This window comes from Deltaproteobacteria bacterium (assembly GCA_019308905.1).
GTDB lineage: Bacteria > Desulfobacterota > BSN033 > WVXP01 > WVXP01 > JAFDHF01.
The window spans coordinates 1-19,331 of sequence record JAFDHF010000037.1; the positions used below are offsets into that span (position 1 = coordinate 1).

Here is a 19,331-nt window from a genome sequence, read left to right on the forward strand (position 1 = left end):
GTGGGGAATTCCTGCCCCTTCCCCGGGAACACGAATCACGAACACGAATCACGAACACGACCTTTCCCCTTCCCGCTCACCCTTGATGGGTACCCCACCGCTTCCGCAATGTCGCTCGGAGGCAAGGGTGTTCTCCAAAAGTCAGGAAACTCCACAAAATTTTTTCTTGACAAGCGATATGAAACCCATGTATAGTGAGCCTCGAAACCTGTTATGACGTCATAATGTTAGTTCTTTTCCGGACACTCTGTCAAGTACCGACTCAGCCTCGGGTGGTTGAGTGCCCGGCTATTCTCCTTACGGTGCGGATGGATTGACGGGGGAACCTCAAGATCCGAACCAGCGACTGAAGGACCTGATCAGACCACGTGTTGCGAGGGGAACGGAATGAAATCCACGGTGATCAAGGCTGGAAGACTGATCGATGGAACCGGGAGACCACCCATCGAGAAATGCGCCGTCGTGGTTGAAGGCTCAAAGATAGCGGCCGTCGGCAAAGCCTCGGAGATCGTTTTGCCTGAAGGAGAGGGTGTCGACGTCATCGACGCGGTGGGGAAAACGCTGATGCCCGGCATGATTGACAGCCATGTGCACATCTATACAGATGGTGAGTCAAGGGAATTCTACTCTCTTCCCGTATCCAACAACCACCTAACCCTTGCACTGAGGTCGGTGCCACGGTTGAAACGTACCCTGGAGATGGGAATCACGACCCTCCGAGACGGCGGGTCAGGATGGGGCTGGCTGGAGGTGGCACTCCGTGACGCCATCAACCGAGGTGACATTGTCGGGCCCCGGTATTTCGCCACCGGATACCATCTCACGGTTACCGGGGGGCATGGTTACTTCCTGCCTCCATGGTTGGCCAATATTCCCGTGCATCCCGAACAGTCTACGATCCACTGCGACGGACCTGACCAGTGGAGAAGAGCTGCCCGGCTCAACATCTACAATGGAACGGACAATGTGAAGGTTGTGGCCAGCCGCGATATCATCAGTACAGGTATTGCAACGGCCCCGCAGGCCACTCGTGAGGAATTGAGGGCGGCCATCGAAGAGGCCCACAAGATGGGAAAAAGGGCGATCGCCCATGCCCAAGGGCGAGAGGCGATCATGAACGCCATCGAGGCGGGTGCGGATTCGATTGTCCACGGTTTCTTCATGGATGAAGAGTGTGCCGAGATGATGGTAAAGGAGAATGTGTATCTGGAATCGACCAACCTGTATGTGCGGATGATCGTGGATAAGGGGCCTGGAGATCTACCGGACTGGATGGTGCAGAAAGCGGTCGAATGCTGGGAAGACAAGAAGAAGAACTTCAGGAAGTTGATCGACATGGGTGTGAAGATCTCATTCGGGTCAGACGCAGGAGTCCCCTATATCCGGCAAGGTGACAATGCGGGTGAATTGGCCATGTTTGTGGAATTGGGGATGAAACCGATGGATGCGATCATTGCTGCAACCAAGACGGCGGCCGAAGCCGTCGGCGTCGGGGACGAGGTCGGCACCATAGAGGAAGGGAAGATAGCCGATATTATCCTCGTCGACGGAGACCCGGTGAAGGATATTCGCATTCTTCGTGAAGAGGAAAAGATCAAGATGGTCATGAAGGAGGGGCAGATAGTCGTGACACGATAAGATGAGTTCGAGGAGAGTCCGATTCTTGACCGGAAGGAGGTGGTGGGATTAGGAATAAAGAGGTCCAGAAGGGGAAAGTTAGAAAGGAGAGGTTTTGAAAGAGTTCTTTTTTCCTGGAAACTTTTGACAGAGGAGTCAATCGTGTCCGAAACAGGGCTAGGGGGTAAGAAATGAAAAAGACGAAACCTGCAGGACTCAAGACGGCGGTTGTGGTAGTAGTCAGCGTGATCATCATCGCGGTAGGGAGTTTAAGTCCCGCAATAAGCCAAGCAAAGGAGTTCAAACACGGAAAGACCGTATGGCTTTTGATGCCTTATACCGGTGAATTTTGGTGGAATATGCTCGTGACATTCCTAGGGGAGGCGGTAAAGGCCGACGGTTGGAACTTCAACTTTACCAGTGCCGAGGGATCAGACACAACCCAATTCGATCAAATAACCACCTACGCGCAACAGGCCGATATAATGTTCGTCGATCCGACGAGTATGACGGCCGTGAATGAGGCTATAAGGATAGCCGAACAGCAATACCACTGCCCTGTAGTTGTGTACAAAGACTACATAACCGGGGCGAGCCGTGTATGCGCGCAGTACAATGACCTGGCGGCTGCAGAAGCAATGGCTAAGGAAGCAGTCAAGTGGATACAGGAAAAATACGGCACAACAGAGGGCAAGACAGTGATCTCGCTTAATGGAGATCTGAGGCTGAGCGGCTGGAAATTGAGATGCGACGGGTTCAGGTGGATAAAGAAACACCATCCCGAAATCAATTTTGTCGAGATCGTGGGTGGGCTGACGCCTGAGGGATGGGCCGATGTTGCAGAGGCCTGCATTGCCGGGCCCGGATCGGATGTTGTTGCCCTGCTTGCGGGAAGCGACGGCCCCTACCTTCTGGGTGCCCTCGATGCATTGGAGAAATACGGCAAACTCTACTACGTGGGAGACCCAAACCATGTATACGTAGCGAGCATCGACGGAAAACCCTCGACGCTCACATGGCTCAGGCACGGGTATATTGATACGGTCTACTCACAGACCCCTGATTCGATAGCTGTTTCACTGTGGCAGATAGCGAAAGATTACATTGTGAAGGACGCGTCATACCAGTATCCACCGTACAAAATACCCGAAGTCCCGACGCCGCTCACGGTCAAACAACCCAAAGGCTGCTATTGGGGTGGCGAGGATCTGGTTATGACGGTGGAAAAAGTCCCCTATTCCAAAACCCCTATGGGGACGACGCCGTGCCCTCGAGTCGACAAGGACAACGTTAATACATGGGGATTGTGGGGAAACAGTATCGTCAAGTTGATCGGTGAAGACCTGAGTCCGGTCCCTACGTTTGCAGCCAAGGGAACAGAACCGGCATGGTCTGCAAGACTCTTGAGCGAATACAAGGCATGGCGTGAGAAGAAATAACCGGGACGCCGGGGACTCAGGCCTCGCAACCCGGTAGCGGACATTCTTAGGGGCATCGGTAACAACTACGGTGCAGTCCCGGAATCCGGGACGCTGGAATGAGGAAAGAGTCCAGGGTCCCGGATACACCTCCGGAGGATGACCGAGAAGTAAGCCCGGGGACGCTCAAAGTAGGCGGTGGCGGCGGTTTCCTGCTCGATTTCAGGGGGAAGATATTCCCGATGCTGCGGTGCGAGGGTTCATGCTCCAAGAGATAGGCCAAGAGGCTACGGCGGATAAACACCTGGGCTGTCGAGAAGAACGGGCGGCAAGAAGGGCTCCTTTGTTGTGGTGTTCTTGCTGTGGTCTTGGAGGCTTGAAATCAACCACAACAAGGGTGCCTTTTTCATTCAAGCTTGCCGACTGTCGATGACCGTGTTATGATTCGGGCCCCAGGTGGGTGGACATCAGGGTATCGCCCCCTGAATACGGCTTTAACAGGACAAGAATCGATCGAAGGTACCATCGAGAAGGCAACTGACTGTCATACCGCACATGGACAACTGTGCTAGGATTCGGGGAAAACTCAACAGTGACTCCTGGAACTGATACCATTAGGCGAGATGGGATCGTGAATGCCGTTGAGCAAACCGGAGATGGGTGCCGGTTTCAATTCCTGAGAAGAAAACTGGGATCGGGGGGCCTGGGATGAAAAGAACTGACCCGATTCTGAGACTGAAGCATATTTCAAAGGATTTCGGCACGGTCAGGGCTCTAAGCCGTATCTCATTCGATCTTGGGGGAGGTAAGATCCTGGGATTGGTCGGGGACAACGGTGCGGGGAAGTCTACTCTGCTAAGAATCCTGAGTGGTGATCTTCAACCATCGAGCGGAGAGATCTACCTCGGGGAAAAGCCGGTACGCTTCAAGAATCCTGCCGACGCGATGAGGCAAGGAATAGCCATCGTGTACCAGTTCCTGCAACTGGTCGACATCGCCAAGGTATGGGAAAACTTCTTCATGGGCAGGGAGCTGACCAAGAGAATAGGCCCCTTCCCGTTCCTTGACATAGAGAGAATGAAGCGGCTCACGGCGGAGGCTATCGCAAAATACGGCCACACATTCGACATCGAGCGAGAAATCAGAGAACTCTCAGGGGGACAACGACAGATCATAGCAGTCACCAGAGCCGTCGAAGCGAATCCTGACATCCTCCTGCTCGATGAACCCACCCACGGCCTGTCGAAGAGAGTGATAAGAGAGATCTTCGATCTGCTTAGAACCGCCAAAGAAGAGAAAGACACCTCGATCATCATTACCAGCCAGTGGTATGAGCAGATCAGTGATTTCGTCGACGAGGTGATGGTCCTCCGGTTGGGCGAGACGGCCGGCCGTTTTGACACAGAATCCGCTGACAGGGTGAAGATCTTCAAGCTTGCAATGGGTCTGCCAACCTGACAGGATCCGGGGCTCGGTATGTACATCCACAAGAAGCCATCGCCGAAGGTGAAGCGACTGCCGCCGCCCTTGAACGGGTCGACCAATATGGCGCATTCAGTTGAAATTCATCATCTCTATTCGGATAGATCTATTGTCGTCCATGTGAACGATATGTCGAGCAGCAGGTGAGCGGGATGAACGGCTCCAGCCCCATGTTGGAAGTCAAGAACGTCTGGAAGAATTTCGGCACAGTCAAGGCTCTAAGCGATATCTCATTCGATCTTGAAGAAGGTAAGATCCTGGGATTGGTCGGAGACAACGGTGCAGGAAAATCCACCCTGCTGAAAATCCTGAGTGGTGATCTTCAGCCGTCTGGTGGAGAGATCTACCTCGAGGGAAAGGCGGTCCGGTTCAAGAGCCCCGCTGACGCGATGAAGAAGGGAATAGCGATCGCGTACCAGTTTCTGGAATTGGTTGAGATTGCGAAGGTATGGGAAAACTTCTTCATGGGCAGGGAGCTGACCAAGAGAATAGGCCCCTTCCCGTTCCTTGACATAGAGAGAATGAAGCGGCTCACGGCGGAAGCTATCGCAAAATACGGGCACACTTTCGATGTAGATCTGGAGGTGAGAGACCTCTCCGGGGAGCAGAGACAGATCATAGCAGTCACCAGAGCCATCGAGGCGAACCCCGAGATCCTTTTGCTGGACGAGTCTTTTACATTATTGTCTCTGGACGGAAGAAAGGAGATTCTCAACTTCCTCAGAGAAGTCAACAAGAAGATCGGCATCACCATGATCATAGTTTCTCACGATTTGGAGCTGATCAAGAATTTGAGCCATTACATAATGGTCCTGAGAGGCGGAGAGAAAATGTTCTTCGGCCACACCGGCAGCATCAGCGTCGATGAAATCGTGGATTACATGCTTCCATGAAGCGGGGCTGTTTGGGGATTAGCATCGTACGGTGTGGGCCTTGCCAAGAACCGCCTCTGGTCGACTAAATTCGCCCTTGACCGAGGGAGATCAAACACACTGCGAGATGCGTCTGTAGCAATACAGAGGTGTGACAGGGTCGGGGCGACACAATACTCGCAGGGGGAGAAGGCTCTTGAAATCGGCAAAGTACCTGTTACAGAGTGCGTCGGCTGGCTTGATGGAGTACTACACCTGGTTCCTGTTCGTAGGGATCTACGTTGTTACGGGTCTTTTTGTTCCAACCCTGTTCACTCACCTGACCTTCCTGAGTGTGTTGGTCCAAGGAACAACCGTAGGTTTTCTTTCCATCGGCATGGCGTTTGTCATGATTGTCGGGGAGATTGATCTCTCCATAGTCGCAGTGGCGTCGTTTGCACCCATGGCGGGAATACTGGCTATGGAAACAGGCCTTCCCGTCCCTCTCGCCATCCTGTTTACACTCCTGGTCGGTGTTGGAGTCGGCCTTTTCAACGGATTGCTGATCACAAAACTCAGGATTCCCTCACTGGTTCAGACAGTTGCGATGTGGTGGATGCTTGCAGGGATCGTCCTGGTCGCCACAAAGGGCATGGCCAAGGCCGGGCTTCCAGATGCATGGATGGAGTTGGGGAGGGTCTTCATAGGCCCGATCCAATTGCTTCTCTTCTTCTTTGTCATAGTCGTCATCGCTGCAATAATCTTTGCCAGGCGCACGGTGACCGGTAGAAGACTCTACCTGGTTGGGGGGAACAGTGAGGCGTGCAGCGCGATGGGAATTCCCGTCGATAGAATCAGGATCATCGCGTTCATCGTCTCCGGATTTTTTTCGGCATTGGCCGGGTATGTTCTCTCAGCCAGAATGGGTTTCGTCTCGGCCAGGTTTGCGGTAGAGTGGCTTATGCCCGCCATCGCGGCTCCGGTGATTGCAGGGGTCAGCCTGACCGGAGGAAGGGGCAACCTTATCAACGTGGTTGCCGGAGCCTACCTGGTTCAACTCATAGTCATTATCGTCAGGGCGGGTGGAGTCAGCGGTTATTCCTATGAGTTCGTCCAAGGACTGCTTGTGTTCATTGCCATCCTGGTAGACGTCGTAAGGGGAAGAATTACAGGCCGATAAGCCAGTTCAACGCTCTTGTGGGTGGGCGCGACGCTTCTCTCATCCGCGGTTCTATCTGCTCATAACCAACTCCCTGTCACCTCAATCCTCACTGAAGCGGTACCATGTGTGTTCGCAAGTTCCATATTTTGAGACTTGAATGCTTGACCCGAATATGGAATAGATGTAGAGACGGTCTATGGGAAGGTCCTGTGATGGTGATCAGGTTTTTCGGTCCCTTTGAACAGCAGGCGGGAAGGGAGGTAAGAATCAGGCTAGAAAAGCCGATCTCGGCCCGGGAGACGCTCCAGATACTCGCCTCCAGATATCCCGGCTTTGCGAGGTTTCTCGAGGCGGAAGACGACGCGCGCCTTTCAGCCCATCTCATGCTGGTACGCAATGGGGTACCCCTGAGGCTCGCCGACATGGTCGATGACAAGGATTGCATTGATATCCTCCTACCGGTAACAGGGGGATGAAAAGGGGAGGAATGGCGATGTTTGGCTATCATGGAAGATTGCTGAGAGTGGACCTTACCCGTCGAAGAGTCGAGATCGAGGATCTGGACGCAGGACTGGTCGAGAGATACGTCGGAGGCGCCGGGATCGAGGCAGAGATCCTCTACCGCGAGACATCTCCAGATACCGACCCACTCGGCCCTGAGAACCTCCTCATGGCAGTCTGCGGCCCCTATACGGGGACACCTGTTCCCGGTTCCAGCAGGCACCACATGATGGCCCGCTCTCCGCTCACAGGACTCCTGGGAGAGGCGAATGTGGGTGGATCCTGGGCTGTTCGTTTCAAGAAGACCGGGTTTGATGGAATCGTCATCACCGGGAAGTCCGAAGACCCGGTCTACCTCTGGATCCATGACGGGGGAGTAGAGTTCCGTGATGCACGGCACGTATGGGGAAAGGACTCCTACGAATCGGCGGCTCTCCTCAAGTCCCAAACCTCGGAGAAGGCCACCGTCGCGGTGATCGGCCCTGCCGGGGAGAGGCTCGCGAGGGTGGCCGGTATCCCCCATATCGGCCACATAGTGAGATCTGCGGCTCGTACCGGCCTGGGAGCGGTGATGGGCTCCAAGAACCTCAAGGCTCTCGTAGCCTATGGAACGAAAGGGCTTCCTCTGGCAAGACCCGAACTTCTGCAAGAGGATGTCAAAGCAGCCCTGCCCCGTGTCCGGAAGGCGACGGAAACCTTTGGAAAATACGGAACTTCGGGGGGGATCGAGAACTACGAAAAGATAGGAAATTTCCCGATCAAGAACTGGAAGCAGGGGCGCTGGGCCGGAGCGAGCAGGATCTCCGGGGTGGCCATGCACGACACGATTCTTGTTGGAAGGAGGGCCTGTTTTCGATGTCCAATCGCCTGTGGCCGCCACATTCGGATCTCAGAGGGACCGTATGCACCCCTGGAGTGCGAGGGCCCGGAGTACGAGACCCTGGGCACTCTCGGCGGCGAGTGCATGGTGGATGATCTGGCCGCCATATGCAAGGCAAACGAGCTCTGCAACCGCTATGGGCTTGATACTATCTCCACGGGATCCATTATCGCCTTTGCCATGGAGGCCTATGAAAGGGGGATTCTGACCCGCCGGGATACCGACGGCGTGGACCTGGTCTGGGGAAGCGGGCAGGCCCTGGTGGAGATGGTACACAAGATGGGAAAGAGGGAAGGGATCGGAGAACTCATGGGAGAGGGATCGAGGAGAATGGCCGAGGCCTTGGGCAGCAACGCGGTGGAATTTGCGGTTCATGTGAAGGGGCTCGAGCCTTCTGCCCATGATCCCAGGAGGTTTTTCAGCCAGGCCCTCTCCTATGGGACGGCAGCAAGAGGCGCCTGCCACAATGCCAGTTGGAGCCATCCCTATGAGCTCAGCCTCAACATGCCCGAGATCGGGATTCCAGAGGCCCAGGACCCTTACCAGATCGAGGGAAAGGCAGAGTTCACCGCAAAGCTCCAGAACCTTATGTGCATGATGGATACCCTGGTCATCTGCCGGTTTACCCAGGTGGGAAAGGCGGTCGATGTCACGGATATGGTAAGGTGGCTCAACCTGGTCACAGGCTGGGAAGTGGACATACCGGGGTTCATGAAGACCGGGGACCGGGTATTCAACCTGAAGAGGCTCTACAATACTCGCCTGGGAGTCAGCCGGAAAGACGACTTCCTGCCGCCGAGATTCTTGACCCTGAAGAGGACAGGCGAGGGATTGACCAATCAGCTCCCCCACATGGGGCAACTCCTCGCCGACTACTACGCCTACCGGGGATGGAGCGAAGAGGGAGTTCCAACACCAGAGAAGTTGGACGAACTGGGTTTGGACGGTGCCTTTTCTACTCCTTTTCCATGAACTCTATGATCACCTGTGCGGTCATCTCCGCCGCATAGGCGGTGACATCGACACACTTCAGATACTCACCGGTGTCATGGAAGGCTTTGTTTGCCTTCATGTCTCTGAAGTCGACCCCGCTGATGTCGCTGCATCGGGTGCTGCCCGCAAGGGGAGGCCTGCGATCAGCCAGCCACAACTCCACCAGCCTCTGAGCAGGAGGAGCGACGCGCATCAGATCTTCCCAACCCGTTCTCAAATCCCTGCGTCCGCCAAAGACCATGCCCAGGACCAGCCCTCCCGCGATCAGGGCCCCGCATGAGCCCTGGGAGCTATGGAGGAAACCCGGCAAACCGGCCGTGGCCGACATAAAGAGCGAGTCCTGGACTCCAAAAAGTTCAAAAAAGGTCATAAGCACACATTGAGTACAGCCCGCGTAGGTCTTCTCATAGAAGTAGGCCCGCTCCATAGCCTCCTTCTTGAAAAGCTCGGGATTGTCGATAACCAGATTGGCTTTGTCCCTGAACTCTGGATGTAACAATGGTTTTCCCCTCCTCTTCTGATCAACTGTTTCACCACGCACACCGCATCCCGTCCAACCCAGCCGTGAAAAGAATATCATACCCCTTCGGGTCTTTTTTCGATCGAATCGTACTCGCAGCAAGACTCCTCAAGGTGACGCCTTCTGGTCCATCGTGTCGAGCCCGTCGTTTACGGCCTCGGCAAGGGCTTCGGCAAAGGATGGATGGGGATATATCACCTCCCTTATCTCGTTGAGGCTGAGCTCGTTCTTCATGGCCATAGAGGCCAAGGCGATGAGTTCCGTGGCCCGGTATCCGATGATGTGGACTCCCAGGACCTCGCCATACCTCTTCTCAAACACGATCTTTACGATTCCCTCCGACTCGCCGAAGATGGCCGGCCGTGAACCAGCCGCAAAGGGGAAATAGCCGATCCCGATCTCCTCCTCCCTCTTCTCAGCTTCTTCTTGGGTGAGTCCGATCGAGGCGAGTTCCGGGCTCGTATAGAGGCATATGGGAACCAGCTCGTACTCGATCCGCGGATTTTCACCGCCCAGCCGCCGGGCCAAGACCCTCCCTTCTGTCACGGCCTTGTGGGCCGTGTATCTCCCGCCCACTGCGTCCCCGATCGCGTAGACACCCGGTACCCGGGTCATCAGATCACCGTCCACCGGGACGAGCCCCTCCCTCAGGGACAGGCCTATCCTGCCCAGGTTGAGGCCCTCCACCTCCGCCTCTCGATCTCCCGGGACCAGGACCCTGTCCACCTTGAGGGACCTGGTACCCTTTCTGCCCTCCAGGGTCAGCTCAACAGGTCCGCCCTTGGTCCCGGTTTCGACCCGGGCCACCCTTGTGCCGGTGAGAAGATCTATCTTCTTCTCCCTGAGGACTTTTCTATACCTCGAAGTGATCCCCCTATCCATGTCTGGAAGGATACGGGCGTCATGGACAACGAGGTGGACCTTTGAGCCGAGATAATGAAAAATCTCGGCAAAGGTCATTGCCCGCACACCTCCACCCACGATGGCAATGCTCCCCGGAACCGACTCCATGTTCAGGGCATCCGTAGTATCCCATATGTACTCATGGTCGAAGACAAGGGGAGGGGTCGACTTGCAGCGCGACCCGGTTGCAATTACCACATACCTGGAGTGGATGACCTGCCCGGAGGGGTTGACCGATACGGTTCGAGGGTCGAGGAAAGCCGCCCCGCCTCTGGCGATGGTCACACCCCGAGCCTCAAGGGTCTTCTCTGTTCCACTCACCAGGAGATCCACAACCCGGTTCTTCCGGTCCATCACCTTCTCGAAACTGAGCCTCACCGGGGTTCCGTCTTTCTCTATGTACTCGCAGTCGCCAAGCAGCCGGTATTGGTTCAAGTCGTGCAGAAGACACTGGGTCGGCACACACCCTCTGACCAGGCACGTTCCGCCTATCCTTTCTCTTTCAACCAGGGTGACGGTAAAACCTCTGCTCACCGCCTCGAGAGCAGCTGCATACCCCCCCGGTCCTCCCCCGATGATGGTGAGATCGCAAGTTATCCTCTCCTTGTTTTCCATGCTCTGTTCCACACACCTCCCTCGGCTTGGTCCCCCGTAAATGCTCCGCAGGAAGACCTCCGTCTCACACCGTGCACATCAGGTACGGATCTTCAAGAAGCCCGGAGAGCTCCTGGAGAAAGGCCGCAGCCATCGCCCCGTCTACGATCCGGTGATCCACGGACAATCCCAGGTTGACCGTTGGGCGGACTGCGAGTTCTCCTCCGACCACCACCGGTCTCTCCTTCATTCTTGCCACAGAGAGGATCGCGGTTTCAGGAGGGTTGATGATCGAGGTGAAAGAGTCGACATTGAACTGGCCGAGGTTTGAGACGGTAAAGGTACCACCCGAGACATCATCCAGAGTGAGCTTCTTGGTGCGAGCCCTGTCGAGGATATCTTTTCTCGCCCCGGCGATTTGGCCCAGGGTCAGTTCGTTCACCCTTCGGATAACCGGAACGATCAACCCCTCCTCGAGGGCCACGGCCAGACCGATATTCACCTCTTCATGAATCTTGATGGTCTTGCCCTCGAGGCTCGCGTTGAACAGGGGGAACTTCTCTATGGTGGTCGCAACGGCCTTCAGGATGATGTCATTAAGGGAGAGCCTCACACCGGTGGTCGATTCTATCGCCCCGGAGAACCTCTCCCGAAATCCGATCATCCCGGTGCCTTCCACCTCGCACGAGAAGTGAACGTGGGGGACATCCCTGGAGCTCGCCGTAAGCCGCTGCCCGATGATCTCCCGCATCCGAGTCAGGGGAACGGCAGCCCCCAACCTGATGGCGGCCTCCCCGGAAGGCCACTCCTCAGCGAGCTCCCTCCCTTTGGCCCCTTCCACAACAGCCAGCACATCGTCCCGGGTGATTCGGCCGTCAGGGCCGGTCCCTTTTATCCGGGAGACGTCAATACCCTTCTCCCTGGCAATCTTTCTGGCAATGGGGGTGATTTTGATCCGCGGACCCTTCGAGGGTCCTGAGGAAGCCTCAGCACGAGTCTCGGAAGGGGCCCCAACCGCCCTGTCACCTACAGGGACCCCGGAATCTGCGGCCGAAACCGCTGATGCGTCAAAAACCTCCCCCTCCTCCACCACAACCCCTATGACCCGCCCCACACCAGCAACCCTCCCCTCCCCTACCAGAATCCTGGCAAGGATCCCGGAGAGGGGCGCCTCGATCTGATAGGTGATCTTCTCGGTCTCTATCTCAGCAATAACATCCCCCTCCTCAACCCGGTCTCCTTCCCTGCAATGCCATTTGACAACCTTCCCCTCCTTCATCGCCATTCCGAGTTTCGGCATGATCACATTAGCAGCCATCGAATCCACTCCCAGCCGTCGATCTTTGAGTCAAAAATCAAAGCCCGGAGAGCTCTCCCCCTCGCGGAAGCTCTCCGGAGCCGGGCCTATGCGACAGGCACTCAATAGGGTGTTACACCCCCGCAGATGTTGATCGCCTGCCCGTGTATGTAGTCTGCTTCCCTTGAAGCCAGGAAAGCGACAAGGGAGGCGACGTCCTCCGGCTTTCCCATCCTTCCCAGAGGCACCGAAGCCACGAATTTCCGGCGATTCTCCTCCGGGGATCTCCCCAGGTACTTGCCAAACCCCTGATCCAAAAGGCTGAACATGTCTGTCTCGATAAATCCCGGGCACACGGCGTTGACATGGATATGATGAGGACCCAACTCCTTTGCCAACACCTGGGTCAGCCCGATAACCCCGAATTTAGAGGCGCAGTAGTGGGCGAGAAACCGGTCACCCCGCTTGCCTGCGTTGGAAGCGATATTGATGATTTTCCCCTTCTCCCTCTTGATCATCTCCCGGGCCACGTGCTTGCTGAAAAGAAAAGGACCCTTCAGGTTGACCGCCAAGACCCGGTCCCACTCCCCTTCGCTGATCTCAACAACCGGGGTTATGGCAAGGATCCCTGCATTATTGACCAGGATGTCGATCCTTGCGAGCCGCCCCATCACCTCTGACACAACCGACTCTACGTCTCTTTCAACCGAGACATCAGCAGCCACGGGGAAGCCCCGGCCCCTGGGATTGATCTCTCCGGCCTCATGGGAGACTCTCTCCGAGTTCTCCTTGCTGATGTCACAGACCACCACGTGGGCCCCTTCTCGAGCAAGCCTCAGGGCAATACCCCTTCCGATTCCACGGCCGGCTCCCGTGACGATGGCAACCTCGCCCTCCAGTCTCATGATCCCCCCATTACACGGCGTGGCTGTTAGTAGATGGCCTTTACCCATCCGCCACTCACGTCGATGCTCGCTCCGGTCATATACGTGTTTTTCGCCGAGCAGAGAAAGACGATGACCTGGGCCAACTCCTCTGGGCTGCAGAAGCGCTTGATGGGTGTGTGCTGCCTTGCATGGTTTTCCATGTACTCATCCGCGCTGATCCCCTGCTGCTTCCCCCAGACTCCGGCCCAGTACTCCCACAGGGGCGTCCTGGTGAGCCCCGGGTTCACGTTGTTTACCAGTATGTTGTAATCCACCAGTTCTTCGGCCAGGCACCTCGAGAACATCATCAGCGCGGCCTTGGTCACATTGTATACCGGGCAGTAAGCCGCCGGCTGCTTGGCATAGATAGAAGAGATGTTGACTATCCGCCCCCAACCATTCTCCTTCATATGGGGAATAACAGCACGGGAACACCGGATAGCGCTCATGGTGTTCAGGTCCCAGTAGTGTTGCCACTTCTCGTCCGGTGTGGTTTCGATCTTCTCGTCGCTCCCCGTACCTGCGTTGTTGATGAGAATATCGATCCTTCCCAACGTCCGGGCCGCCTCCTTGACGAAGTTCTCGATGTCTGGAAGCCTCGAACAGTCGGCCACCACTCCCAGGGCCCTGGTGCCGAACTTCGACTGGATCTCCCTGGTAGCGGCATCCAGTTTCTCCTTGTTGCGCGCGCATATAGCCACATGGACCCCCTCCTTGGCCAGCGCCTCCGCGCATCCTCTTCCGATGCCATAACTCCCCCCGGTTATGAGGGCAACACGATCCCTGAGTTCCAGATCCATCTTCTCCCTCCTTGTCGTTTTCTGAACCCACTGCGGGCATTCAACCCGGTTTAACAAGAATCTTCAAGTGGGCCTCCTTGTGCTGGAGCAGAGCTTCGAAGCCCTTCTCTATGAGGTCGTCAAGCATTATGCGGCCAGTTATGAGCCCCTCGCCGGACAGTCTCCCGTCGGCCAACAGGCGCAGAACAGTATCAAACTCGTCGATGTAACAGAGAGAACCGACAACTTCTTTCTCCGTGAAGACGAGGTCATTGAAATGGAATGAGGAGGGCTCCGAGAAGACCCCCATGATGACGGCCCGCCCTCCCCTTCTCACCAGATTCACTGCCATTGAGCCGGTCTCCCGTGCCCCCACACATTCGATCACCACGTCTGGTCCGACACCCCCCGTCTGATCGAGAAGCTCTACCTCGAAATCCTCTTCCAGGGGATTCAAGTGGACAGCCCCGTACGACTCCGCCTTCTTACCCCGGACGGGGGAGACCTCAATTGCAAAGAGCCGGCTGGCCCCCGCAGCCCTGGCCGACTGGAGTGCCATGAGACCTATGGGCCCTGCCCCCACCACGGCCACCGTGTCCCCCTCAAGGACGCCACCCCTGCGAATGGCATGGACAGCCGCTGCCATTGGTTCGACCAGGGCTGCCACGTCATCTTCCACCTGGGGAGGTATCAGGTAACACTGCTCGGCCTTGACGTTGATGTACTCGGCAAAGGCACCGTGCGAGGCGAGCCCGATGCCTCCCAGCTTCTCACAAATGGGATACTGGCCCCTCTTGCACCAATAACACTCACCGCAGGTGTAGAGGGTATTGGTGACGATGCGGTCACCGGGCTTAAGACTGTCGACACCACGACCACACTCGACGACTTCACCGGAGAATTCATGGCCCAACACAACAGGCGGCTTCACCCCGGTAAGGGGATGCCGATCCATCCGGATCATGATCGGGCCTGCCTCGTATTCGTGAAGGTCGGTGCCGCAGATCCCACACCAGTAGACCCTGGCCTTGACATAACCCTCGGCCGGAGGGGTATCGGGAAAATCCTCGATTCGGACGTCCCTCCTCCCATACCAAACCGCTGCTCTCAATGGTCGCGACCTCCCTCCTTCAGCTTACCGGTAACAAAACAAAAAAGGACCTTTTTGTCAAGAACAAAACTGCCTGAGCTGCCTCGTCTCCATGGCAAGGACCCACGGCCTGAAGAGCCGGTCCTTCCACGGGATCCGAGATCCCAGAAACCCCGAAAACGTGCCGGATATTCAGCTGCCTCTTCGGATCTCCTTTTGAGGGGAAAAAAAGCGGGAGCAAAAAGGACTTGACAGGGATACTGTTATTCATTAAAAACGTAGCCAGGGTTACCGGTCACATAGGAGAGGTCGACGAGATGATCGGTGCGGGAAAATCGAAACTCACGATCCGCGATATTGCCAGAATGGCAGGGGTCTCCCATACCACGGTCTCGAGGGTCCTGAACAAGGACCCCCGTGTGCATCCCGACACAAGCAAGAGGGTCCTCCAGATAGTCGAGGAATCGGGATATCACCCGGATCCCCTGGCGCAGCGATTCGCCCGAAAGCGATCCAACCTTATCGGCCTCTTGGTCTCTGACATAGGCAACCCCTTCTATGCGGAGCTGGCTCGAGGCATCGAGGATCGGGCCCTTGAGTGTGGTTATCATGTGATCTTCTGCAGCACCGACGAGATACAGGAAAGGAGCCGGCGATATACCGAGGTCATGAAGGGTATAGGAGTGGATGGGCTCATCTTCGCTTCTGTCAGGCTGAGCGATCCGGTAGTGGAGAAGTTGATCGAAGAGCGCCTGCCAGTAGTGATGGTCAACCGCAAGTTGAGAAGCGAGAAGGGTGATTACGTCGTCCTCGACAACCAGCTGGGCGCCTATCAATTGACGCGGCACCTGATCGGCCACGGGTACAGGAAGATCGCCATTATCACGGGCCCTTCCGTTTTCTCCACCGGTATGGACCGCTTGAGGGGGTACGAGCAGGCCTTGCACGAGATGGACATCCCTCTCACGGATCGTTTCGTTTTTCATGTGCCCTTCCGGAGACAGGACGGCTACAGGGCTGCCAAAACCCTCCTGACCAGCGGCGACCGGCCGGAGGCGATTTTCGGCGGAAACGACTACATCGCCCTTGGAGTGATGGATGCTGCCGATGAACTCGGGATCAGGATACCGGAGGATCTGGTGCTTGTGGGTTTCGATGATACCGAGTATGCCCGGAGGATCAGACTCACCACGGTGAGCCAGCGCAAGTATGAGATGGGAAACCTCGCAGTCCGGATACTGATTGATTCCATCGAGAACAGGGGGAACGATTATCACCACAGGATCATTCTGGAACCACGGCTCATCGTGCGACAGTCCTGTGGCAGCCATGAGGAGGGATAGAGAGCGAGGGGGCTGGGTCTTGGAACGATACGCAACTCGTGTTTTTCGGTGACGGCTGACAAGGAGGTTGTAGGATGACCGCTCAAATCGAGAGAGACAAGTATCTTGACATGTATCGCACCATGGTGAGGATAAGGGGGTTTGAGAGCAACGTGGAACGCCTCTTTGCAGAGGGGAAGATTCCAGGCTTCGTTCATCTTTACATCGGGGAGGAAGCCATCGCCACAGGCGTCTGCGCGGCCCTGAGAGAGGATGACTACATTACGAGCACCCATCGCGGCCATGGCCACTGTGTGGCCAAGGGGGGTCGCCTCGGGGAGATGTTCGCCGAGATCTACGGCAAGCGAACAGGCTACTGCAAGGGCAAGGGTGGGTCGATGCATATCGCCGCAGTGGAAAAGGGGATCCTCGGGGCCAACGGCATCGTGGGGGGAGGGCTCACGTTGGCCAACGGTGCGGCTTTCTCAGCGAGGTACCGGGGAACAGACCAGGTGGTCGCCTGCTTCTTCGGCGATGGTGCCACCAACAACGCGACCTTTCATGAAGGGGTCAACCTGGCGGCGCTTTGGAATCTACCGGTCATCTTTGTCTGCGAAAACAACCAGTACGGGATGTCGGTTCCCCAGAAGCACCATCAGAAGATCGTCGATGTGTCGGTCCGCGCTCAGGCATACGGCATCCCCGGTGTGACCATTGACGGAAACGATGTGATCAAGGTCTATGAGACAGCGATGGAAGCCATCAGCCGTGCCAGAAGGGGAGATGGTCCTACCCTGATGGAATGCAAGACCTATCGCCACAAGGGTCATTTCCAGGGAGACCCCGACGTTTACCGGGACAAGGAGGAGGTCAGGAAGTGGATCACCGAGCGCGACCCCATAAGGAGGTTCAGAGAATTCCTGCTCCGGTCCAAGATCTCTTCCGAAAACGATCTGGAGACCATCGACAGGGAGGTGGAGGGCGAAATCAGCGAGGCCATCCGTTTCGCCGAAGAGAGCCCCCTCCCTGCACCCGAGGAAGCCCTGGAAGACGTATACGCCTAGCCGTCCAGCAGTAAAGAGAGGTGTCCGTCATGAGAGAAATAACCTATGTGCAGGCCTTGAATGAGGCATTGAGGGAAGAGCTGAAACGGGACGAAAGCGTCTTTATCGCCGGAGAAGATGTGGGCCTTTACGGGGGTAACTTGGGAGTGACAAAGGGCCTTTTCCAGGAATTCGGCGAAAAAAGAGTCAAGGATACCCCCATATCCGAGGGAGCAATCGTCGGGCTCGCGGCCGGTGCAGCGGCAACCGGACTCAGACCCTGTGTTGAGATCATGTACGTGGACTTCATGGGACTCTGCCTGGAACAGATCCTGAATCAGACATCCAAACTCCGCTATATGTTTGGTGGCAAAATGAAACTTCCGCTGGTCATCAGAACCCAAGGGGGGGCCGGGTTCTCCGCGGCGGCTCACCACTCCCAGAGTCTGGAAGCCTTTTTTACCCATATCCCTGGCCTGAAGGTCGTTATGCCGTCCACACCCTATGATGCCAAGGGGCTTCTAAAGAGTTCGATCCGTGACGACAACCCCGTGATCTTCATTGAGCACAAGTTCCTCACCGATTTCAGGGGGCCCGTGCCGGATGACGACTACACCCTCCCCCTGGGAGAGGCAGAGATCAAGAGAGAGGGGAAGAACGTCACCATCATAACCTGGTCGTACATGGTCCATGTGGCCCTTGAGGCCGCAGAGCGTCTGGCCGGCGAGGGAATCGAGGCCGAAGTGATCGACGTGAGGACCCTCAAGCCCCTGGACGAAGAGACCGTTGTCGGCTCTGTTGAAAAGACGGGAAAGGCCGTGATACTCCACGAGGCCTGCAGGACTTCAGGATTCGGTGCCGAAGTGTCGGCACTTATCGCCGATAAGGCTTTTGATTACCTTGATGGCCCTGTCAAACGGGTGACCGCCCCGGACACTCCGGTACCCTTCAGCCCCGTGCTTGAACGTGCTTTCATGCCGAAGCCGGAAGATGTGATCAGAGCGTGCCAGGAGATCATGTAAACCCATCATCTTTTTTCTTGACAGGTGAAAAAGGCCGGTATATACGTATATCCGGCTATACTATCACAGCATTCCCAAAATTGGCCTCTTTTCTCATGAAAAAGACCGACTCTTCTTTTCTGAGGATTCCTACCCAGATAGACAGAAGCAGCCCTATCCCCCTTTACTACCAGATAGCCGAGGCCATACTGGAGATAGTCGAGAAAGACCACCTCAAACCGAACGACCAAATCCCTTCGGAAGAACAGTTGGGCCAGATCTTCGGCGTAAGCAAAATGACCGTGAGACAGGCCCTTGCAAAACTGGTGAGGGACGGTCTGCTGGAAAGGCGGCAGGGGTTTGGAACCTTCGTGGCCGAGAAGAAGATAGAAAGGAAGGCAACGAGACTGGTCAGCTTCTTTGAGGACATCCAGAAAAAGGGGATGGTCCCTGGCTCTCGGGTCATCGAAAAGAAGATCGTAACTCCAAGTAAACAGGTCATGGAGAAGCTCCGGGTGGACGAAGACGAGGAGGTTTTCAAGATCACGCGGCTCCGTTTTGCCAACGGAATGCCCCTGGCTGTCAATTGCGCATACATACCCGAGAGACTCTGTCCCCATCTGCTGGAAGAGGAGCTCGGTCACGGCTCCCTTTCGGAACTGGTGGAAAAGAGGTACCGCCTTTACGTGGAGTATGCTGTCCAGAATATTCAGGCCGTAAGGGCGACCTCTTACGAGGCCTCCCTGCTCGGTATCGAAAAGGGGGATCCCCTTCTTCTCATGGAGCGGACCATGTTCGACCGGGACAATCTGCCGGTCTCTTACTATGTGAATTGGATCAGGGGAGACAAGTATATCTTTACCTCCACACTCTACCGATGAACTCCCGACTAAATCGGTGCCGGGGTGTGGTATCTTGTTCCGCCGGAAACATGGGACACAGAGAGGAGGTG

17 protein-coding genes are annotated in these 19,331 nt (G+C 56.0%); 11 read left to right on the forward strand and 6 right to left on the reverse strand.

The features are described 5' to 3' along the window. Nucleotides 1-387: 387 nt before the first annotated feature. The 7 genes from JRJ26_12460 to JRJ26_12490 all read left to right on the forward strand — a co-directional run bounded on the left by JRJ26_12460 (nt 388) and on the right by JRJ26_12490 (nt 8,883). Nucleotides 388-1,638, forward strand: coding sequence for an amidohydrolase family protein (locus JRJ26_12460; GenBank protein ID MBW2058296.1), 1,251 nt, complete (start codon nt 388-390; stop codon nt 1,636-1,638). A 170-nt stretch (nt 1,639-1,808) separates the two neighbouring features. Next, entirely contained in the window at nt 1,809-3,056 is a 1,248-nt protein-coding gene (locus tag JRJ26_12465; GenBank protein MBW2058297.1) for a sugar ABC transporter substrate-binding protein, read from the forward strand. Between the two features lie 687 nt (nt 3,057-3,743). Next, nucleotides 3,744-4,493 carry a sugar ABC transporter ATP-binding protein gene (locus tag JRJ26_12470; GenBank protein ID MBW2058298.1) on the forward strand — a complete coding sequence of 250 codons (750 nt, stop codon included), beginning with the start codon at nt 3,744-3,746 and terminating at the stop codon, nt 4,491-4,493. A 176-nt stretch (nt 4,494-4,669) separates the two neighbouring features. Continuing rightward, nucleotides 4,670-5,410: a sugar ABC transporter ATP-binding protein gene (locus tag JRJ26_12475; GenBank protein MBW2058299.1), complete on the forward strand. Its 741-nt coding sequence runs from the start codon at nt 4,670-4,672 to the stop codon at nt 5,408-5,410. A gap of 175 nt (nt 5,411-5,585) precedes the next feature. Then, nucleotides 5,586-6,548 carry an ABC transporter permease gene (locus JRJ26_12480; protein MBW2058300.1) on the forward strand — a complete coding sequence of 321 codons (963 nt, stop codon included), beginning with the start codon at nt 5,586-5,588 and terminating at the stop codon, nt 6,546-6,548. A 194-nt stretch (nt 6,549-6,742) separates the two neighbouring features. Further along, a complete protein-coding gene (locus tag JRJ26_12485) occupies nt 6,743-7,006 on the forward strand; it encodes a MoaD/ThiS family protein (GenBank protein ID MBW2058301.1) in 264 nt (87 codons plus the stop codon). Between the two features lie 17 nt (nt 7,007-7,023). Continuing rightward, nucleotides 7,024-8,883, forward strand: coding sequence for an aldehyde ferredoxin oxidoreductase family protein (locus JRJ26_12490; protein MBW2058302.1), 1,860 nt, complete (start codon nt 7,024-7,026; stop codon nt 8,881-8,883). Here JRJ26_12490 and JRJ26_12495 read toward each other — a convergent pair. The 6 genes from JRJ26_12495 to JRJ26_12520 form a co-directional block, all read right to left on the reverse strand. Further along, nucleotides 8,867-9,403 (reverse strand): C_GCAxxG_C_C family protein, encoded by a 537-nt coding sequence (locus JRJ26_12495; GenBank protein ID MBW2058303.1) that lies wholly within the window; start codon nt 9,401-9,403, stop codon nt 8,867-8,869. The genes JRJ26_12490 and JRJ26_12495 overlap by 17 nt on opposite strands. A 129-nt stretch (nt 9,404-9,532) precedes the next feature. Further along, entirely contained in the window at nt 9,533-10,954 is a 1,422-nt protein-coding gene (gene lpdA, locus JRJ26_12500; protein MBW2058304.1) for a dihydrolipoyl dehydrogenase, read from the reverse strand. Between the two features lie 52 nt (nt 10,955-11,006). Next, nucleotides 11,007-12,239 carry a 2-oxo acid dehydrogenase subunit E2 gene (locus JRJ26_12505; protein MBW2058305.1) on the reverse strand — a complete coding sequence of 411 codons (1,233 nt, stop codon included), beginning with the start codon at nt 12,237-12,239 and terminating at the stop codon, nt 11,007-11,009. A gap of 101 nt (nt 12,240-12,340) precedes the next feature. Continuing rightward, entirely contained in the window at nt 12,341-13,123 is a 783-nt protein-coding gene (locus tag JRJ26_12510) for an SDR family oxidoreductase (protein ID MBW2058306.1), read from the reverse strand. A 26-nt stretch (nt 13,124-13,149) separates the two neighbouring features. Next, nucleotides 13,150-13,944: an SDR family oxidoreductase gene (locus tag JRJ26_12515; GenBank protein ID MBW2058307.1), complete on the reverse strand. Its 795-nt coding sequence runs from the start codon at nt 13,942-13,944 to the stop codon at nt 13,150-13,152. A 40-nt stretch (nt 13,945-13,984) separates the two neighbouring features. After that, nucleotides 13,985-15,034: a 2,3-butanediol dehydrogenase gene (locus JRJ26_12520; GenBank protein MBW2058308.1), complete on the reverse strand. Its 1,050-nt coding sequence runs from the start codon at nt 15,032-15,034 to the stop codon at nt 13,985-13,987. 296 nt (nt 15,035-15,330) lie between these two features. Between JRJ26_12520 and JRJ26_12525 the strand changes: the two genes are divergently transcribed. From JRJ26_12525 to JRJ26_12540, 4 genes are all read left to right on the forward strand, one after another. After that, nucleotides 15,331-16,356, forward strand: a complete 1,026-nt coding sequence (locus tag JRJ26_12525) for a LacI family DNA-binding transcriptional regulator (GenBank protein ID MBW2058309.1) — start codon at nt 15,331-15,333, stop codon at nt 16,354-16,356. A 74-nt stretch (nt 16,357-16,430) separates the two neighbouring features. Beyond that, the gene (locus JRJ26_12530; GenBank protein ID MBW2058310.1) at nt 16,431-17,399 is read left to right on the forward strand and encodes a thiamine pyrophosphate-dependent dehydrogenase E1 component subunit alpha; all 969 of its coding nucleotides are present in this window, start codon (nt 16,431-16,433) and stop codon (nt 17,397-17,399) included. Between the two features lie 29 nt (nt 17,400-17,428). Further along, complete coding sequence (locus JRJ26_12535) at nt 17,429-18,400, forward strand: alpha-ketoacid dehydrogenase subunit beta (protein MBW2058311.1); 972 nt, start codon at nt 17,429-17,431, stop codon at nt 18,398-18,400. A gap of 95 nt (nt 18,401-18,495) precedes the next feature. After that, on the forward strand, nt 18,496-19,260 hold the full coding sequence (locus JRJ26_12540; GenBank protein ID MBW2058312.1) for a GntR family transcriptional regulator: 765 nt from the start codon (nt 18,496-18,498) through the stop codon (nt 19,258-19,260). Nucleotides 19,261-19,331: the final 71 nt, after the last annotated feature.